Raw genomic sequence first — 16,088 nt, 5'->3', positions numbered from 1 at the left:
GCGGTGATGTCAACGCGGGAGTGCGTGAGGCGCGGAAGCCATTCTGATCGGCCGCATCGCGTCTTCGGGGTTGCTCAAGACGTGGGCGGCCCGCATCATCCGATCATGATCGTGTTGGACCTTCGATGACTGACGACCGCCGCACCGAACCCGCTGTGCCTGACGAGCACGGCCCAAGCCGACCGACCGCGAAAAGTGCCGAAACGCGGGCCCGTATCGTCGCCGGGGCGCTTCGGGCGCTCGAAACGCATGGGCTCGGCCAGACCACGACGCGACGGATCGCGGAGGAGAGCGATATCCGGCTGGCGACGCTGCATTATCATTTCAGCAGCAAGGAAGCGGTGCTGCTCGCGGTTCTCGAGATGATGATCGACGACATGACCGCGACCCTGACGGCGCGGACCCGCTCCTCCGACGCGCTTGACGCGCGGATCGCCTATATTCTGCGGGCGTCCTGGAGCTATGTCGAGCAGACCCGAGCCAAGCAGATCGTTCAATATGAACTGACACTCTACGCCGTCCGCACGAAGGGGTGCGAATGGCTCGCGGCGCGCCAGTATCAAGCCTATGTCGGCGCCTATGTGGATTTATTGTCGGGTGGCCGTGCGTCGCCGGAGTTGGCGGCGGCGGATGCAGAGGACTTGGCCCGGCTGATGCTCGCCGGCATTGATGGACTGATCCTTCAATCGCTGGCTGGCGCATCGGAATGCGATTTGCGGGCAAGTGTCGAAGCCTTGACGGTTGGCGTGCAGGCACGTGCGGCACGGCTGTCGCCTCGCGGCGCGCGACTGAAGAGGATTGCGGCCGCATGAGAAGCGCCGAGCCAGCCCTGCGAATGCCGGCCGAATGGGAGCCGCACGAGCGCTGCTGGATGGCGTGGCCCTGCCGCGCCGAGGCGTGGCGCCATGGCCTCGGATCCGCCCGCATGGCTTTTGCGGCCGTCGTGCAGGCGATCGCCCGGTTCGAGCCCGTGACCGTCATGGTTCGTGTCGACGATCTCGACGAAGCGAGGGGTCTGATTGGCAGCGCAGCGACGTTGGTGCAAACCGAACTCGACGACAGCTGGACACGCGACACCGGCCCGACCTTTGTGCTCGCAGGCGACGGCACGCTTGCCGGCGTCGACTGGGGCTTCAATGCCTGGGGGCTCGTCTACGATGGATTCGCGCGCGACGCTCGGCTGGCGCGGCACATCATCGATCACGCCGGCGCGCACCGGATCGTCGGGCCGCAGATCCTCGAAGGCGGCTCGATCCATGTCGATGGACAAGGCACGCTGATCACCACCGAGGAATGTCTCTTCGATCCCCGACGCAACCCACATCTGTCGAAGCCGGATATCGAGCGGCATCTGCGCGCCATGCTCGGCGTCGACACCGTGATTTGGCTGAAGCGGGGGCTCACCAACGATGAAACGCGCGGCCACGTCGACAATATCTGCTGCTTTGCCGCGCCCGGCCACGTGCTGCTGCCCGCGACAGGCGATACGAGCGACCCGGATTACGCCATCCTGATCGAGGCCCGAGCGGCGCTGGAAGCGGCGGTCGACGCGCGCGGGAGAAGTCTGATCATCACGACCCTGCCGATGCCACCGCGTCGCCGCGATCAAGCCGGTGACGTGCTGGCGCTCTCCTACGTGAATTTCTACATCGCCAACGGCGGCCTCGTCATGCCAGGCTTCGACGAGGCGACTGATCATGACGCGGCCACGGTCCTGTCGTCGGTCTTTCCGGGCCGCGAGATCGTGATCGTACCGGGCCACGGCATCGCCGATGGCGGCGGCAACATCCATTGCATCACGCAGCAGCAGCCAAAAGCGGTGCTCAGATCGCCAATCGCTTCTGCATGAAGATGCGCTTGTGTCCCGGCGGCTGATCGAACACCGCGCCGAACGGCACGAAGCCGAGGCTTTCGTAGAAATCTGGCGCCTGAAAATCATAGGTGTCGAGCCAGATGCCGATACAGCCGCGTTCGATCGCGATGCGCTCGGCCTCCGCCATGATGTCCCGGCCGAGACCCTGGCCCCGCAGGTGCGCCGGCACGAAGACGAGTTCCACGATCAGCCATCGGAAGAGCGACACGCCCCAGAGGCCGCCGATCGTCGCTCCGGCCTCGTCCTTCAGCAGGATCGCCAGATGCTTGATGTCGAGCGGGCCTGCCTGTTCGGCCTCGAAATCGGCGAGGCGCGACAGCAGGATCTCGCGATCGGCCCGGTCGGGAACGGCCGGGATGACGAGTTTGGGGCGATCCGTCGACATACGTCTGACTCAGATCCGCCCGACGTCGGTGATGGCGCTCTCGAACGTATCCGCGATCGTATCGGCCTGCGCCTTGGTCAGGACCAGTGGCGGCGAAAGGATGAACGTGTCGCCGAGGTTACGGAGCAGCACGCCTTGCTGCTTGCACTTTTCGGCGATCCGAGAGCCGTAATTTGCCGAGGCGGCGAAGGCCTCTTTCGTGTCCGGATTCTTGACGAGCTCGATACCGATCATCAACCCGAGGCCGCGCACGTCGCCCATGGTGGGATGGCGCTGCTGCACATCCCTGAGGCGTGCCAGGAGGTGGGACCCGACCTCGCCGGCATTCCGATCCAAATGCTCCCTCTCGACGATGTCGAGATTGGCGAGTGCTGCGGCGCAGGCCAGCGGATGCCCCGCATAGGTGTTGCCGTGCCAGAAGGCCGCCATGGTGAACTGGCTCTCATCCTCGGTCACGAAGGCATCGGCCACCCGCTTGTTCATCACGGTCGCGCCGAGCGGCACGTAGCCGCTGTTGATGCCTTTGGCGAACACCATGATGTCCGGTTTGACGCCCCAGTGGCGCGAGCCGAACATCGATCCCAGACGGCCGAAGCCGGTTACCACCTCGTCCGAGATGAGCAACACGCCATGCTTGTCGCAGACGGCGCGGATCAGCGGCCAGAAGTTCGCGGGCGGCACGATGACGCCGCCGGCACCCTGCACGGGTTCGGCGATGAAGGCCGCGACGCTTTTCGGCCCTTGATAGGTGATCTCGCGGTCGAGCAGTTCGGCGCAGAGGCGACCGAGTGCTTCCGGGTCCTCGGTGAACGGATTGCGGTAGACGTGCGGCGTCTCGACCTGACTGAAGCCGGCGAGCAGCGGCTCGAAATGCTCCTTGTAGGCAGGCGTTCCGTTGGCCGACAGGGCGCCGAGCGTCACGCCATGATAAGCGCGCTTCAGCGAGATGATCTTGTGGCGATTGGGTTCGCCGACATGACGCCAATATTGGCGCACCAGCTTGAAGGCGGCTTCGTTGGCCTCCGAACCACCGGACGAATAGAACGCCCGCGCCATTCCTTCATGGGATGCCATGGCGCAGAGTCGTTCGGCCAGGACGACCGATGGCGTCGTCGTCGTGCCGCCGAATTGCGAATAATAGCTGATCTTTTCGAGTTGGTCGCGGATCGCCTGTTTGATCTCGTCGCGGCCATGCCCGACGTTGACGTTCCAAAGGCCGGCCTGTCCGTCGATGTAGCGCCGTCCCTCGCTGTCGATGATGTAGACGCCTTCGCCTCCCTCGATCACCAGCGGCGGGTTCTTGGCCGCATAACTCGCATTGGTGAACGGGTAGAGCATGTGCCGCGTCAGCGTGTCGTTGGGGCGGGATGGAGCGAGCATCGTCATGGCCGGGATCTCTCGGTTGGGGCGTCCATGGGACCGGAAGGCCCGATTGGTCCAGCCTAGGTCGCGTCAAATTTTTGGTCAATCGACTAATTTATGCGCGGGGAGCGCCAACCAATCTTGCTTGTTGTCACAACCCGGATAGGCTTGCGACAAGGATCGAAGCCGCCGGAAGCGCTGGCACGATCTCTGCTACGGACCCCACGATCCGAGCAGGATGGGAGGCGGCGACCAGCATGCGGGCCACGATGTTTCGACGGGCGTCCAGATCGACCAGAGCCATTGGCAAGGTGGTGGGCGCATGAGTGTGGCGGCGATCGACCGCGCCGTCTCGGCAGCTCCATTAGACGCGATGGAGCTCCGTGACGAGGCTGCGACACAGGCCGCCATGGTCCTGGTCAAGGTCCAGAACGTCACCAAGAGTTTCGGGACGGGCGATCTCGCGCTGAAGGCGCTCGACGACGTGTCGCTGACCATCAAGACCAACGAGTTTTTCACGCTTCTCGGTCCCTCCGGCTGCGGCAAGACCACGTTGTTGCGGCTGTTGGCGGGCTTCGAGCACCCGACCTCCGGGGTCATCCTTCTCGACAACAAGCATGTGGCCGACGATCCGCCGAACAAGCGGCCGGTCAATACGGTGTTCCAGTCTTACGCTCTGTTCCCGCATATGACCGTCGAGGAGAATGTGGCGTTCGGCCTCCAGCGGCTAGGGCAGCGCGGCCCGAAGGTCGCCGACCAGGTCGGCGCGATGCTGAGGCTCGTGCGGCTCGAAGCCCTGGCCAAGCGCCGGCCGGATCAATTGTCCGGTGGCCAGCAGCAACGTGTTGCCTTGGCTCGCGCCCTGGCCCCGCAGCCCCGCCTGCTGCTGCTCGACGAGCCGCTTTCGGCCCTCGATCTGAAGCTTCGGCGCGGCATGCAGATCGAGTTGAAGCGCATCCAGCGTGAGACAGGCATCACCTTCGTGCTCGTGACCCACGATCAGGAGGAGGCGCTGTCGATGTCGGATCGTATCGCGGTGATGAACCACGGCCGCGTGCTCCAACTCGGCCGCCCCGAAGATATCTATAAGCGTCCCGTGTCGCGCTTCGTCGCCGACTTTATCGGCGAGGCGAACGTACTTCCCGGTTCGCTCGTCGGCCTCTCGAGCGCCTTTGCGGCCATTCGGCCCGAACATGTGGTGGTTTCGGCCGAAACCGGGCCTGGACAAGCGGGCCTCGCCGGCCGGGTGATCGACATCACCTATCTCGGTGCCACCACGTCCTGTGCGATCGCCCTGGCGGACGGCACCGTGGTCAAGACCGTGCGGGGCGATCTGCCGCCGCTCGCGCCCGAGCAAGCCGTGACCTGCGTGTTCCCGTCAGGCGCACTCTTGCCGCTCGAGGCCTGAGTCATGGCTGTCGCTTTGAAACGAGATCGCGCGCTTCTGCTGGCCGCACCGGCGTTGATCACCATCGTGGTCTTCATGCTGTTGCCCATGGCGATCGCGCTTGTGTATTCGTTCCTGAGTCCCAGCCCCTATGGCGGGGTGCAGCAGCCATTCACACCAGCCTCCTGGGTCAGGTTTTTCTACGATCGCGATCTCGACGAGACGCTGATCTTCGACACGACTTACCTTCAGATCTTCTCGCGCTCGATCATCCTGGCGGTGCTGACGACCATCGGTTGCTTTTTGATCGGTCTTCCGTTGGCCTGGTATATGGCGACGCGGCCGCCGAAGATGCGGTCCATTCTGGTGCTGTTCGTCACCATTCCGTTTTGGACCAACCTGCTGATCCGCACCTATTGCTGGGTTTTGCTGCTGAGGGATCAGGGCCTCGTCAACCAAGCCTTGCAGGCGATCGGCCTTATCAAACAGCCCATCACCTTCCTGTATACGGATGGCGCGATCCTGCTCGGCCTCATCTATTCGAGCCTGCCCTTCATGGTGCTGCCGATCTATGGCGCGCTCGAGAAGGTCGATCCGCGCCTGATCGAGGCGGCTTACGACCTCTATGCCGACCGATGGGCCATCATGCGAAAGATCGTGTGGCCGCTCGCCAAACCCGGCGTGGCGGCCGGAACGCTTCTGGTGTTCGTGCCGGCGCTCGGCGCCTTTCTGCAGCCCGACATTCTCGGCGGTGGCAAGAAGCTGATGATCGGCAGCCTGATCCAGCAGCAATTCACCACGTCGCGCGATTGGTCCTTTGGCGCGGCCTTGTCGATGATCCTGATGATCTTCGTGCTTGGCGCCCTGATGTGGAGCGCTTGGCGACGACGGCATCCGGGGGTGTCGGTATGAACGCCAGAAGCGGAGAAGGCCGATGAAACGGCGGGGCTTCGACTGGCGGCGGATGCCGGAATATCGCCTGCTCAGCATTGCGGCGTTGATCTTCCTCTATGCGCCGCTCGTCGTTCTCGTGGTGCTGGCGTTCAACAGCAACCGCGTGGCGCTGATCTGGGGCGGCTTCAGCACGCAATGGTTCGTCAAAGCCTTCGGCAACGAAGACCTGCGTCGCGCGGCCATGAACAGCATCATCGTGGCGGCGGTCGCGACCCCGGTTTCGACGTTATTTTCCATTCCGGCGGCCCTTGCGTTTGAACGCGGCACCTTCTTTCCCGGCCGTTCCACGGGCGAGGCGCTGGTGGCCATGCCGCTGATCGCGCCCGAGATCGTCACGGCCATCGCGACGTTGATCTTCTTCGAAGCGATCGGCCTCCATGCCGGCCTCGGCAATGTGATCGTGGCCCATATCGTGTTTTGCATCCCGTTCGCGATGCTGCCGATCCGCGCCCGCCTGCGCGACATGCCACGCGTCATCGAAGATGCGGCGCGCGACCTCTATGCCGACAAATGGCAGGTCTTTTATCGCGTGACGCTCCCGCTTCTGGCGCCCGCGATCGTGGCCGGCGCGACCCTGGCCTTCGTGGTATCGCTCGACGATTTCCTCATCACGCTGATGGTCGCGCAGGCGGGGTCCACGACCTTGCCGGTCTATCTCTACGGCATGCTGCGCCTCGGTGTGACGCCCGAGGCCAATGCCGCTGCCACCATTCTGCTGGTGGTGTCGGTCGCGGCCGTCGTCCTGTCCACCATGCTGGCTCGTGCGCGAGCCGTGAAAGCGTGATCACCACCGAAAGGACTGTACCGATGCAAACCAAAATCGTTATTTCTCTGGCGGCCGCAGCCCTGATGGGATGCGGGGCGGTGGCGCCGGCCCATGCGGCGGGCGACCTCTTCATCTATAATTGGACCGATTATACCGCGCCGGACGTCATCAAGAAGTTTGAGAAAGAGACCGGCATCAAGGTCACGCTCGATACCTATGATTCCAACGAGACGTTGCTGGCAAAGCTGAAATCCGGTTCGGCCGGTTATGACATCGTCGTCGTGTCGTCGGATTTCGTGCCGATCTTTGCCAAGGAAGGTCTGATCCAGAAGATCGATGGGCCCAAGATCCCCGGCTACGACAATATCGACGCCAAGTGGAAGAGCCCGGCTTGGGACAAGGATAACGAATATTCGGTTCCTTATGACTGGGGCGTCACGGCCTTCACGGTGAACACGAAATTCGTCAAAGATCCGGGTGACTCTCTGAAGCTGTTGTTCAGCCCGCCGGAGGACGCGAAGGGCAAGGTCGGCATGTTCGGTGCGCCGAGCGAAGTCATGGCTCTCGCGGAGGTCTATCTTGGTATGACGCCGTGCCAGACCGATCCAGCCAACATGAAGAAAGTGTCGGATCTGCTCGAGGCGCAGGCCCCCTCCGTGAAGGTCTATAATTCGGATGGCATCATCGACCGACAGGGGTCGGGCGAAACCTGGATCCACCAAGCCTGGAACGGCGACGCGGCCCGAACCCGCGCCGTGAACCCCGACGTCCACTTCATCTTCCCGAAAGAGGGTGTGGTCGGCTGGATGGACAATATGGCGGTGCCGACCAGCGCCAAGGATCCCGATAACGCGAAGCTGTTCATCAAATTCATGATGCAGCCTGAGAACAGCGCCATGTCGTCGAACTTCACCCATTACGCCAGTGGCATCGCGGGTGCGGAGAAGTTCTACGATCCGGCCATGAAGGATGCGCCGGAACTTAAGGTGCCGGCCGATCTGAAAATGCAGTTCACGCCCGCTTGCCCGGAAGCCGCGACCAAACTGATGGATCGGGTGTGGACCAAGCTGAAGAAGTGAGCCACGCCGCCACGTGGCGCCACGCTGGCGTCGATGACCTCGACGCCATCATGGATATCCAGAGCGTTGTGCATGACCTCCTGCCCGAGCGGCGGGAGGTCATCGCCGACAAGCTTCGGCATTACGGCGATGGCTGCCTCGCGTTGTGCAGCCGCGACGGCATCGTGCTCGGCTATGGTCTGTCGCATCCCTGGCGTCTCGATGAGGCGCCAGCCTTAGATACGATCATGTCGCGGATTCCAGACGATTCCGATTGCCTCTTCGTCCATGACGTCGCGCTGCTTCCGGCGGCGCGCCGTCAAGGTGCATCCAAGGCTTTCGTCGAGCGGATCAGAACCCTGGCGCGGCGGGACCGCTTGTCAGCCCTGGCGCTCGTCTCGGTTTATGGCACGACGACCGTCTGGGCAGCTCTCGGTTTCGAGTTACGGCCGGTCTCCGCGATGGCGGCGAAACTCGCGGCCTATGGAGAGACGGCACGCTATATGGTGGCGGTCGTCGACGCCCGCGCCGACTGAAAGCCGAAGAGTGTTGCCGCTGCTCCGTCAGCGTCGGCAAAGCAGGATCCTTCTGAAACTCGCGGGGCAATAAATCCGTAACTCTGCCATCAGGTGGAGTTGCAGCGTGTCTCAGAAGCGATATCTCGTCCGGACGTTTGAAACCGACGGCCCCCAAAGTCTGCGGATCGTCAGCACCACGCCGGCCCGGGATGCTGCCGCCGCTATTCAGGCCGCTGAAGCCGACGGGCTGGCGTTTTCGGGAGCGGTGGCTCTCGAAATCCATTGCGACGACGATGGACGTGAGACGACGCTGCAAATCGCTCGGTTCGGCAAGATCGAGGACATCGATCTCTGAAATCGATCAAGGGCGTTGGGCCAACTCCGGCGGTGGCCGCATGCCGCGCAGATCGGTGCCAAGACCTGTCTGCGTGCAGGCCTTGAAGGTCCGCCCGAGGGCCTCGCAGTCATAAACAGCAAGAAAAGCCGCATCGATGCGATGGTCGAGCGTGACATCGGCGACCCACATGGCGCCGTAGAGCAGCGTAAACCCACCCAGAAGACCACAACAGGCGGCCGAAACATCGGCGGTGACCCGGGCCACCAGGGAAGCACTCCACAGCCCGCGAGTTCGTAATCCCGGCACGATACGGTAAGACGCCATTATGGGCTTTTGGCTCATCCTTTCGGCCGCGTCGAGTCGATTGCGGCGCCGAGCGCTATCCGTGCGGGTTGGACACGTCGATGTTGATCTTGGAAGGCGATGCGCGGAACGGCCGGATCGATCGCCGCCTCGCCTGTACATTGGCGCTGGTGGCGGGCGCCTTGAACTCCGCCGGCTTCTACGCGGTCGGCTTTTTCTCGGCCAATATGACCGGCAACGTCTCGATCCTCGCGGATCACGTTGCGCTCGGCGATCTTCTCCGGGGCCTGTTCTATCTCGCCATCGTGGCGACCTTCGTGGTCGGGGCTCTCGTGTCGACCTTGCTGATCAGCGTGGGGCGCCGGCGATCGATGGCGGGCATCTATGCGGTCAGCATCGTGGCCGAGGCGGTGTTGCTGACCGGGCTCGGCTGTGCCGACCTTCTCCTCCCCGATGGCGAACGGGGGCCGATCCTGATTTTCGGATTGAGTTTCCTGATGGGGCTGCAGAACGCCGTCGTGACGCGCATTTCAAATGCTCGCGTTCGCACCACGCATATCTCCGGCATGGCGACCGACATCGGCATCGAACTCGGAACGCTCGTCGATCATGCGTGGCGGCGCGGGCCTCCCGAGGAGGCCATGCCGGTGCTGGAGAAACTCCGGCTGCATGCCGCGACCGTGCTGTCCTTCTGCCTCGGCGGGGTGGGCGGTGTCGTCGCCTACAAAGCATTCGGCTCGGGGCTCTTGTTCGGCGCGGCGGCCGTGCTGTTCGCCGTCGCGCTTCCCGGTTTGATGAAGCTCTGGGGTCGCGGATCGGGGGGCCCGGCCGGGCGATCCACTTACGATCCGCGCGTCGTCGAACCTTAAGCGTGACGATTTAAGGTGGCGTGGACCTTCGGTCCCGCTTGCGCTGTTGTGCTGATGTTCATCCGCCGCGCTGGATGATCGATAAGCCGCATCGTGCCGCTGAGCCCCACTGGAGATCCACTAATGCCGCATGTCCGCATGATCCTGAGCGTCGCCCTGTTGAGCGTTGTTTCGACCGCCGCTTTGGCCTCCACCTCGGCTCCGACCCTGCGCGACAAGCAGCAAGCCGCCTGCGCCGGTGACGCGCAGAAACTCTGTGCCGATGTGATGCCGGATGTCGACAAGGTCACGGCTTGCATGCAGGAGAAAAAGGCGCAGGTCAGCGAAGGCTGCCGCGCCATGTACGACGCCAAGTGAGACCAGCGCCGATCGCCCACGACACTCCGGGTCTGCGATCGGCGTCCGTCCGCGCGTTGCGCTAATCCTGGACCGTGCGGCGCTTGGCGTCAGCGCGGTCCGCCACCGAGACGACCGCCGCCACCACGCTGGCCGGATCCGCCCAATGGGGCGAGTGGCCGACGCCGGCCAAAACCTTGAGCGTCGCGCCGGGGATATCCCGTTCGCTGCCATAGGAATGCAGCCGGGTCAGCACCACGCTGTCGCTATCGCCGGTTACGATGGCGGTTGGAGCCGTGATGCGGCCCATGCGGGGCGCCTGCTGCTCGACGAAATCCTCGAGATGAAACACGTCTTGCGCGTTGGCCGTGAATTCGCTGGGTCGCAACACGAGATAGACGCCGGTACGGTTGGCGAAATCCGGCGGCGGCGCTTGCGGCTCGAAGACAGACCGCACCCCTGCATCGAGCATCGTCAAACCCACCGGCATCGTCAGAACGTGGTTGAAGATGGGGCCGATCGAGGGCGATGCAGCAGGCCCGTAATACCACGCGACGCCGCCGGGCCACGGATGAGTCACGGGCGCGACGAGAACGAGACCATCTGTGAAATCGGCTTGGTCGAGAGCAAAATTGACCGCGAGCGCACCGGACCAGGAATGGCCGAGCACGATGGCGTGGTGGATGCCGAGGCTCTCGAGCCCTTGTCGGATCAGGATCGCCTGGCGCGCCGGCGAGGCATCGCTCTCGCCGTCAGGGCGGTCGCTCCATCCATGTCCAGGTCGGTCCGGCGCGATGACGCGAAAGCCGAGGGCGGCCAATCGATCGCCGAGCGGCAGCATGACATCGGCTTGATTGCCGGTCGCGCCGTGCAGCAAAATGACGGTGCCGCGCGACGGCCCGTCCGGACGGCGTTCGGTGTAATGCAGGCGCCCCCCACTGACCGGCATAAACGAGCCCGTCGCAGGATATTGCGCGGCAATGCGGGCCGCCTCGACCATCGAGAAGCCAAATAAGCCTGCGCTGCTCGCCAGCACCAAGCCGGCGGCCCAGGCCGCACCACGAACGAGCGATCTCAAACCACGTCGACCACAACCAGCCGCCTCAAAGGTCGTGGCCTTCCACGTCAGGCGTCAATTGCTCGATCAGGGCGTTGATCTCCTTGTTCTGTGGATTGATGGCAGCGGCCTTGCGGAGCACCGTGAGCGCGGCTTTGTCGTCGCCGTTGCGATGCAGGATGAAGCCCATGCCGCTTAAGGCACCGAAATGGCGAGGTTCAAGCAACAGGACATGTCCGATATCGGCCATCGAGGTCACGTCGTCGTTGTCGAGATAATGAAGCGTCGCGCGTTGGTTCCAGCCTTCCGGCCAGTCGGGCCGCAGGGTCACGACCTTGTCGAGCAGCTCTTCGGCAACGGAATGCTCGTTGCCGGCCATTGCGGTAAGCGCGCGTGACGTCAGAAGGTCGGCTGTCGCCGAACCCGATTGCAGCCAGAGCCGGTCGAGCCGCTGGGTAATGGCCTGAGCCTCGGTCTCGTCGCTTGCATCGGCAAGGCGCGCGAAGAGATCGTCGATCCGTCGTTTCCGGCGATCCTGCGGCGAAAGCCCCGCATCGGGATCGTCAGCGACGGGTGGCGGCGTCGGCACGACCTTGTCGCCCGGGCGGGCCACCTCCGGGCTTGGAAGGTTGGGAAATGACTTGCTGTCGAAGCGATGCGGGCCGAACAGCTCGGTGCCGGGCGGCATCGGAACGGTGGGGCCGTCCGGTAGGGTCAGGGACGGGGGGAGCCCATCGTCATCCAAAACCAGCACCGGTCCCGGCGCTCCGGACACCACAAAAACCAAACAAGCGGTCATGAGCATCTGCATGACCGCTAAACTAGGCTCGCGACCGCCTCACGTCAAAGCGGGCGACCGCGTCAAAAGTGTAAGCTCTTTGCCGCCGGACGGCGTGAGCAGATTAGCCCTGACGCGCCTTGTAGCGCTTCTGCACCTTGTTGATGATGTAGACGCGGCCCTTGCGGCGGACGAGCTGGTTGTCCCGATGACGGAGACGGAGAGACTTGAGCGAATTACGGACTTTCATCGACGTTCCCGAACCTATGAGCGGGAACCGGCCCGCGCCAAGAGGCGGCGCTATGCCCCATTCCTACGGAAAAATCAACCCTTCGGCGCGAAACAGTCCCGATCCGGATAGCGAAATCCGCTGCGTCTCAGAATCGCGAGCAGGTGTTCGATAAAGCCCCGCTCGCGGTGCTGATCCATCCGAGCCAGCCACGACGCGACCGCCCGGAGCAACCTCCTTTTAAGCCGACAGGTGGACAATAGCCAAACGGCCGCTCAGAGGAGAGGGCGGCCATGCGGAGACGACACCTCGATGCGGCCACGACAGCCATCGAACAAAGCCAATATCGCGCTCGTCACGGGGCTGCTCGCCATGCCGATCGTGATGGGCGTCGGCTTCTGGACCGACGAGAAACCGACAACGGTGAAGAGCAATGCCGAGGCATTGCCGCCCCTGCGTGGCTCTTTTGATGGCGCCGAACGAGGCCCGGTTACTGGCCCGCGCGTTGGGACCTGAGGGTGACGCGAACCGAAAGCTTAGCCGCGCGTTTGCTCGATGCCGAACCACTGGAAACGTTACGATGAGCGCGCCGCGTCGAACCAAAGATCGAAGCCAAGCCATGGTCGCGCTTGTCGCCGCGTGCGTTGTCCTCGGCTTCGTAACGCCCAGCGCCGCAGCCGATGGCGCTCTCGGAACCGGTCAATCCGTCGATCGAGACGCTGCCGGCGGGCCGGCGCGAGGCGACACACAAAGCAAACAGGCCGCGCCGCGCTCGCCCCTCGATGGAAGGCCACTCGTGGAGCCCGGCAACGGGGGGGTGGCAGGCACAGGCCTCGGCAAAATCACCAACGATCCCGAGGGTCAAGGCCAGGGCATGAGCGTCAAAGGCCCGGCCGGGCAAGGCGTCGACCCCAGGGCCAAGCCCGACACGAAATAGACGGCTTAGAACTCGTCGGTGGTGGCGCCCTCGGGCGTCTTCAACTCGTGTTTCATGATCAATGGCACTTGGCACAGCGCGAAGACGATCGTGATCGGCATCGTGCCAAAGACCTTGAAGGCGGCCCAGAAGACATCGGTCTGCGTGCGCCAGACCACTTCGTTCAGTGCCGCGAGGAAGAAGAAGAACAGGCCCCAGCGGAAGCTCAGCTTCTGCCAGCCCTCCCGATCGAGATTGAATGCCGAATCGAGCAGGATCGGGAGCAGCGGCTTGTTGAACATCAGACCACCGAGGAGCGCGGCGCCGAAGAGGCAGTTCACGATGGTGGGCTTCAGTTTGATGAATGTCGGATCGTTGAAGTAAAACGTCAGGGCGCCGAAAAACAGCACGGCGACAGCGGTCACCAGCGGCATCGTCGGCACGCGACGCGTGAGCCAAAAGGAAATCGCCAACGTCACCACGACACCGACCATCAGCGTCGCGGTCGCGACGTAAAGATTGTAGCGGGCCGATGCGATAAAGAAGAGCGCCAGCGGGCCGAACTCCAGGGCCAGCTTGACCAGCGGGTTGATCCGGCGTGCCGCCGTCGATTGGCTGGCCGATATCGATGCCGCCACCTTTTGGTCGAAATGATTCATGCGCGATGATTGCCCTTGAACTCGGGTGAAATTGCGGTCTGTGCCGACTCAGCCATGATCATCGTCGAGGCCGGCAATGGCCCGCGCGAAATCGCGCGCCGCAAAGGGCTCGAGATCGTCGACGCCTTCGCCGACACCGATGAAATGGATCGGCAGTCGAAACTTTTCGGCGATAGCGACCAGAATGCCGCCACGTGCTGTGCCATCGAGCTTGGTCATGACCAGGCCGGTGACACCCGCGACGCGCGAAAAGATTTCGACCTGGCTTAGGGCGTTCTGGCCGACAGTGGCATCGAGCACAAGCAGCACCGCGTGAGGCGCGTCGGCATCCAGCTTGCGGATCACGCGCAGCACCTTTGCGAGTTCCTCCATCAATTCGGTGCGGTTCTGTAGCCGACCAGCCGTATCGATCAGCAGCACGTCGGTGCCGGCCTCGCGAGCCTGCGTCACGGCATCAAAGGCGAGGCCGGCCGCATCGGCGCCTTGCGGCCGCGACACCACGGTGGCGCCGGTCCGCGCGCCCCAGACCTTTAATTGCTCGACCGCCGCAGCCCGGAACGTATCGCCGGCCGCCAGCATCACGGATTTGCCCGACCCGGTGAATTTAGCCGCCAGCTTGCCGATGGTCGTGGTCTTGCCAGAACCATTGACCCCGATCATCAGGATCGTGAAGGGCTTGCGAGCCACCTCGATGTCAAGCGGCACCGCGACAGGCGCGAGCGTCGCTTCGACCTCGTCGGCCAGCACCTGCCGGACCTCGTCGGGGTCGATCGTCTTATCGTAGCGACCCTTGCCGACCGCCTCCGTGATGCGTGTCGCCATAGCGACACCAAGATCGGCGCGGATCAGGATGTCGTCCAGATCCTCCAGCATCGTGGCGTCGAGTTTGCGCTTGGCGAAAATGTCGACGATGCCTTGGGTGATCGACGAGGACGAACGGGCAAGCCCCGTCGTCAGCCGCCTCCACCAGCTCGGCCGCGCTGCCTCGGGTGCGGGCTGTTCGATGGCGTCGTCGTCATCACCCTGAAGGGTCGACAGCGGTTCCGCCTCGACCCGATCCGACAGCAGATCGTCATCGACATCGCTCGCGTCGATCGGCTCGGCCGCGGTTAACTCTGGCGCAGGCGCATCCGGATCGAGCAGCGTCGAGACCGAGGGCTCCAGGCTTTGCGGGGCCGGAGCGATGGGGTGATCCACCGCGTCGGTGTCGTGCGGCGTCTCCGGTTGATCGACAACCCCGGCCTCGTGCAGCGCATCGATCTCGCGTTGGGCGGTGAGCGCCCGCGCCGCATCGTCCTGCACGATCGGCACGGCATCGTCGTCGGGTCGTCCGCCACCGAACAAACGACGCAGAAACCCCGGCTTCTTCGACGGCTTGCCGCTCTGATCGTCGTCGAAGGTCATGATGCGCCGGATGTCTTTTGCGAATCGGCAGCGATCGGGGATTGATCGCCAGCCGCGCTTCTCGATAAACCCTTCGGCATGATGTCGGAAGACCTGATCGCGTCGCTCCTCTACCGGGACGGGCTTATGCTCGTCGTCAACAAGCCTGCGGGCGTTCCGGTTCATCGGGGACCGAAAGGCGGCCCCAACCTCGAAGACGGGTTCGACAGCCTGCGCTTCGGACTGCCGCGTCCGCCGGCTTTGGCGCATCGGCTCGATCGCGATACATCCGGATGTCTTGTGCTTGGCCGTCATCGCAAGGCGCTGGCGAAGCTGGGCTTGCTGTTCAAGCAAGGCAAGATCGATAAGACCTATTGGGCCGTGGTCGAGGGCGGCCCCGCCGAAGCCGACGGTTTGATCGATCTGCCCCTCGGGCGGCTCGATGCCACGCGGGGCTGGTGGATGAAGGTCGATCCCCTCGGCGCGCCATCGCAGACGGTGTGGCGCGTGATGGGCCGCGATGCGGGGCTCTGCTGGCTGGCGCTGTCGCCCCTCACCGGTCGCACGCATCAGTTGCGGGTGCATTGTGCGGCGATGGGCTGGCCGATCCTGGGCGATGCGGTCTATGGCTCGGTCGGCAAATCCGAAGCCTCGATGCATCTGCATGCCCGGGCCATCAGCATCCCGATTTCGGCCAACAAGCCCCCGATCGAAGTCGAGGCACCGGTGCCGCCCCACATGGGTGAGGCCCTGCAGCGCTGCGGTTGGGGCGGCGAGGTGGCGGCCGACATCGTTCGCGCCGACGCGTAACCGAAGCGCAAGGGGATGGGTCATCGACGCGCGTCGATTGCATGAATGAACAATTCTGATAATTTCCGCGCTACGACGACCGAGCCGGGATCCTTCCAGCCGCCTTCA

Annotated in this window: 21 protein-coding genes; 13 read left to right on the top strand and 8 right to left on the bottom strand. The window is 63.7% G+C overall.

The window, feature by feature from the left end:
• Nucleotides 1-125 precede the first annotated feature (125 nt).
• Together EY713_RS04655 and EY713_RS04650 are read left to right on the top strand one after the other, a co-directional pair.
• Nucleotides 126-812: a TetR/AcrR family transcriptional regulator gene (locus EY713_RS04655; protein WP_131113780.1), complete on the top strand. Its 687-nt coding sequence runs from the start codon at nucleotides 126-128 to the stop codon at nucleotides 810-812.
• Complete coding sequence (locus EY713_RS04650) at nucleotides 809-1,849, top strand: agmatine deiminase family protein (RefSeq protein ID WP_210215308.1); 1,041 nt, start codon at nucleotides 809-811, stop codon at nucleotides 1,847-1,849. Before EY713_RS04655 ends, EY713_RS04650 begins: the two co-directional genes overlap by 4 nt.
• Here the strand turns inward: EY713_RS04650 and EY713_RS04645 are convergent.
• On the bottom strand, nucleotides 1,824-2,258 hold the full coding sequence (locus tag EY713_RS04645; protein ID WP_131113779.1) for a GNAT family N-acetyltransferase: 435 nt from the start codon (nucleotides 2,256-2,258) through the stop codon (nucleotides 1,824-1,826). The genes EY713_RS04650 and EY713_RS04645 overlap by 26 nt on opposite strands.
• A gap of 9 nt (nucleotides 2,259-2,267) precedes the next feature.
• Nucleotides 2,268-3,644 carry an aminotransferase class III-fold pyridoxal phosphate-dependent enzyme gene (locus EY713_RS04640; protein WP_131113778.1) on the bottom strand — a complete coding sequence of 459 codons (1,377 nt, stop codon included), beginning with the start codon at nucleotides 3,642-3,644 and terminating at the stop codon, nucleotides 2,268-2,270.
• A 349-nt stretch (nucleotides 3,645-3,993) separates the two neighbouring features.
• Here EY713_RS04640 and EY713_RS04635 point away from each other — a divergent pair, with 349 nt between their 5' ends.
• The 6 genes from EY713_RS04635 to EY713_RS04610 all read left to right on the top strand — a co-directional run bounded on the left by EY713_RS04635 (nucleotide 3,994) and on the right by EY713_RS04610 (nucleotide 8,658).
• Nucleotides 3,994-5,028, top strand: coding sequence for an ABC transporter ATP-binding protein (locus EY713_RS04635; protein WP_165491220.1), 1,035 nt, complete (start codon nucleotides 3,994-3,996; stop codon nucleotides 5,026-5,028).
• 3 nt (nucleotides 5,029-5,031) lie between these two features.
• The gene (locus EY713_RS04630; protein WP_131113777.1) at nucleotides 5,032-5,919 is read left to right on the top strand and encodes an ABC transporter permease; all 888 of its coding nucleotides are present in this window, start codon (nucleotides 5,032-5,034) and stop codon (nucleotides 5,917-5,919) included.
• Nucleotides 5,920-5,941: 22 nt separating this feature from the next.
• On the top strand, nucleotides 5,942-6,745 hold the full coding sequence (locus EY713_RS04625) for an ABC transporter permease (RefSeq protein ID WP_131113776.1): 804 nt from the start codon (nucleotides 5,942-5,944) through the stop codon (nucleotides 6,743-6,745).
• A 23-nt stretch (nucleotides 6,746-6,768) separates the two neighbouring features.
• Complete coding sequence (locus EY713_RS04620) at nucleotides 6,769-7,806, top strand: extracellular solute-binding protein (protein WP_131113775.1); 1,038 nt, start codon at nucleotides 6,769-6,771, stop codon at nucleotides 7,804-7,806.
• Nucleotides 7,785-8,321: a GNAT family N-acetyltransferase gene (locus tag EY713_RS04615; protein ID WP_245572893.1), complete on the top strand. Its 537-nt coding sequence runs from the start codon at nucleotides 7,785-7,787 to the stop codon at nucleotides 8,319-8,321. The genes EY713_RS04620 and EY713_RS04615 overlap by 22 nt, the downstream gene beginning before the upstream one ends.
• A gap of 106 nt (nucleotides 8,322-8,427) precedes the next feature.
• Nucleotides 8,428-8,658 (top strand): hypothetical protein, encoded by a 231-nt coding sequence (locus tag EY713_RS04610; protein ID WP_131113774.1) that lies wholly within the window; start codon nucleotides 8,428-8,430, stop codon nucleotides 8,656-8,658.
• 6 nt (nucleotides 8,659-8,664) lie between these two features.
• Here the strand turns inward: EY713_RS04610 and EY713_RS04605 are convergent, their stop codons facing one another.
• A complete protein-coding gene (locus EY713_RS04605; RefSeq protein WP_131113773.1) occupies nucleotides 8,665-8,904 on the bottom strand; it encodes a hypothetical protein in 240 nt (79 codons plus the stop codon).
• A gap of 140 nt (nucleotides 8,905-9,044) precedes the next feature.
• On the opposite strand from EY713_RS04605, the gene EY713_RS04600 reads away from it, so the two are divergent.
• Both EY713_RS04600 and EY713_RS04595 read left to right on the top strand, forming a co-directional pair.
• Nucleotides 9,045-9,812 (top strand): YoaK family protein, encoded by a 768-nt coding sequence (locus EY713_RS04600; protein ID WP_131113772.1) that lies wholly within the window; start codon nucleotides 9,045-9,047, stop codon nucleotides 9,810-9,812.
• Between the two features lie 123 nt (nucleotides 9,813-9,935).
• On the top strand, nucleotides 9,936-10,169 hold the full coding sequence (locus tag EY713_RS04595; protein ID WP_131113771.1) for a hypothetical protein: 234 nt from the start codon (nucleotides 9,936-9,938) through the stop codon (nucleotides 10,167-10,169).
• A 61-nt stretch (nucleotides 10,170-10,230) separates the two neighbouring features.
• Here the strand turns inward: EY713_RS04595 and EY713_RS04590 are convergent, their stop codons facing one another.
• The 3 genes from EY713_RS04590 to ykgO form a co-directional block, all read right to left on the bottom strand.
• The gene (locus EY713_RS04590) at nucleotides 10,231-11,226 is read right to left on the bottom strand and encodes an alpha/beta fold hydrolase (RefSeq protein WP_131113770.1); all 996 of its coding nucleotides are present in this window, start codon (nucleotides 11,224-11,226) and stop codon (nucleotides 10,231-10,233) included.
• Between the two features lie 25 nt (nucleotides 11,227-11,251).
• Nucleotides 11,252-12,004 (bottom strand): tetratricopeptide repeat protein, encoded by a 753-nt coding sequence (locus EY713_RS04585; RefSeq protein WP_131113769.1) that lies wholly within the window; start codon nucleotides 12,002-12,004, stop codon nucleotides 11,252-11,254.
• A 103-nt stretch (nucleotides 12,005-12,107) separates the two neighbouring features.
• Complete coding sequence (ykgO, locus tag EY713_RS04580; protein WP_131113768.1) at nucleotides 12,108-12,233, bottom strand: type B 50S ribosomal protein L36; 126 nt, start codon at nucleotides 12,231-12,233, stop codon at nucleotides 12,108-12,110.
• A gap of 291 nt (nucleotides 12,234-12,524) precedes the next feature.
• On the opposite strand from ykgO, the gene EY713_RS04575 reads away from it, so the two are divergent.
• Together EY713_RS04575 and EY713_RS04570 are read left to right on the top strand one after the other, a co-directional pair.
• Entirely contained in the window at nucleotides 12,525-12,728 is a 204-nt protein-coding gene (locus EY713_RS04575) for a hypothetical protein (RefSeq protein WP_131113767.1), read from the top strand.
• A gap of 64 nt (nucleotides 12,729-12,792) precedes the next feature.
• A complete protein-coding gene (locus EY713_RS04570) occupies nucleotides 12,793-13,149 on the top strand; it encodes a hypothetical protein (RefSeq protein ID WP_131113766.1) in 357 nt (118 codons plus the stop codon).
• Nucleotides 13,150-13,154: 5 nt separating this feature from the next.
• Here the strand turns inward: EY713_RS04570 and EY713_RS04565 are convergent, their stop codons facing one another.
• Nucleotides 13,155-13,787, bottom strand: a complete 633-nt coding sequence (locus EY713_RS04565; protein WP_131113765.1) for a septation protein A — start codon at nucleotides 13,785-13,787, stop codon at nucleotides 13,155-13,157.
• A 48-nt stretch (nucleotides 13,788-13,835) separates the two neighbouring features.
• Nucleotides 13,836-15,191, bottom strand: a complete 1,356-nt coding sequence (ftsY, locus tag EY713_RS04560; RefSeq protein WP_131113764.1) for a signal recognition particle-docking protein FtsY — start codon at nucleotides 15,189-15,191, stop codon at nucleotides 13,836-13,838.
• A gap of 78 nt (nucleotides 15,192-15,269) precedes the next feature.
• On the opposite strand from ftsY, the gene EY713_RS04555 reads away from it, so the two are divergent.
• Nucleotides 15,270-15,980 carry an RluA family pseudouridine synthase gene (locus EY713_RS04555; protein ID WP_131113763.1) on the top strand — a complete coding sequence of 237 codons (711 nt, stop codon included), beginning with the start codon at nucleotides 15,270-15,272 and terminating at the stop codon, nucleotides 15,978-15,980.
• Nucleotides 15,981-16,088: the final 108 nt, after the last annotated feature.

Origin of the sequence: Lichenihabitans psoromatis (assembly GCF_004323635.1) — a bacterium.
Taxonomy (GTDB): domain Bacteria; phylum Pseudomonadota; class Alphaproteobacteria; order Rhizobiales; family Beijerinckiaceae; genus Lichenihabitans; species Lichenihabitans psoromatis.
This window is presented reverse-complemented; position numbering and strand designations above follow the sequence as displayed.